The organism is Vibrio sp. 1580, from assembly GCF_033340055.1.
Window position 1 is genome coordinate 1 of the sequence record NZ_JAWOVT010000070.1, and the last position, 1,123, is coordinate 1,123.

Consider the following 1,123-nt stretch of genomic DNA (forward strand, 5'->3'; position numbering starts at 1 on the left):
GGTTTCGGTATACAGGTAACGCGGTTTGGGGAGGGGCTTTAACGCAGGCTTATCGAGTTTGTCGAACAGTGATTGTCGACTCGCGCCATAGTGATTCATCTCACGTGGGTTTAATTCATTCATGAGTTCTCGGATAGCGAGATTCAGCGCCTTGAAGGTATGGAAGGTTTGGTGTCGCAGCCGCATCATGATCCAACGTTCCACTAGGAGCACGGCATTCTCTGCCTTGGCTTTGTCTTTCGGTTTGTAAGGGCGAGCAGGCATCACGGCGGTTTGATAGTGATTGGCCAGTTTCTGATAGCTGTCGTTCAGTCTTGGCTCATAGCGATTCGCTTTGGTGACCGCGCTACGCAGATTATCGGGAACCAAGTGTTGTGGTACGCCGCCGAGGTGCTCTAACGCATTGGCGCGCCTCTAACCTGTATGACTTACCTTGGCTTGAGAAGGCTTCAACATAGGTGTAATTGGACGCGCCCAAGGTCGCCACGAACACTTCTGCTTCGCGCACTTCACCTGTATCAGGGTTGACCACTTGAAGCCGAGGCCCACAGTAATCGATAAACAGCTTATCACCTGCAACATGGAGCTGACGCATACTGCGCTTTTGGGTTTTGAACCAACGAGTGAAGTGCTCGCAGAACTGAGTGTAAGCGTAAGCTTTCTCTTGATATTGCTCATGATATTCCTGCCAGAGCAACATCTTCGTCATGCCTTTACGTCTGAGTTCGACTGCGTATTGCGTGAAGTCTGGCATGACTTTATCGCGACTGGCTTTCTTGCCGTGATACAGCGCTTGCGTGAGATCAGCATCGCTGCAACTTTCGGGTAGAGGCCAACCAAGTTGGCTTTGTTTAAAGCGAGTCAGGAGTTCCGAGATGGTGGAGGGGCCGAGTTTCAGGCAAGAAGCGATGCTGCGATTGGAGAGACCGCAGTCGTACTTAAGGCGTAATACCTCTTTGATTTTGTTCATTGGAGTTCTCTTTTTGGCCATTGTCGCTTCCTTACGTTCTTGTTTAAGAAGCAAAGAATAGCGAGTTATTGATTTAAAAGAGAAAAAGGAAGGATTTCGGGCATTCCGATCGCGGTTTTCGCTATTCCGATCACCGATTTCGGAGTTAGGCTA

The 1,123-nt window shown here is 49.6% G+C and carries 1 pseudogene; it reads right to left on the minus strand.

The features are described 5' to 3' along the window. A pseudogene (istA, locus tag R7093_RS24065) lies at positions 1 to 991 on the minus strand (IS21 family transposase); the annotation flags it as partial. Between the last annotated feature and the right edge of the window lie 132 nt (positions 992 to 1,123).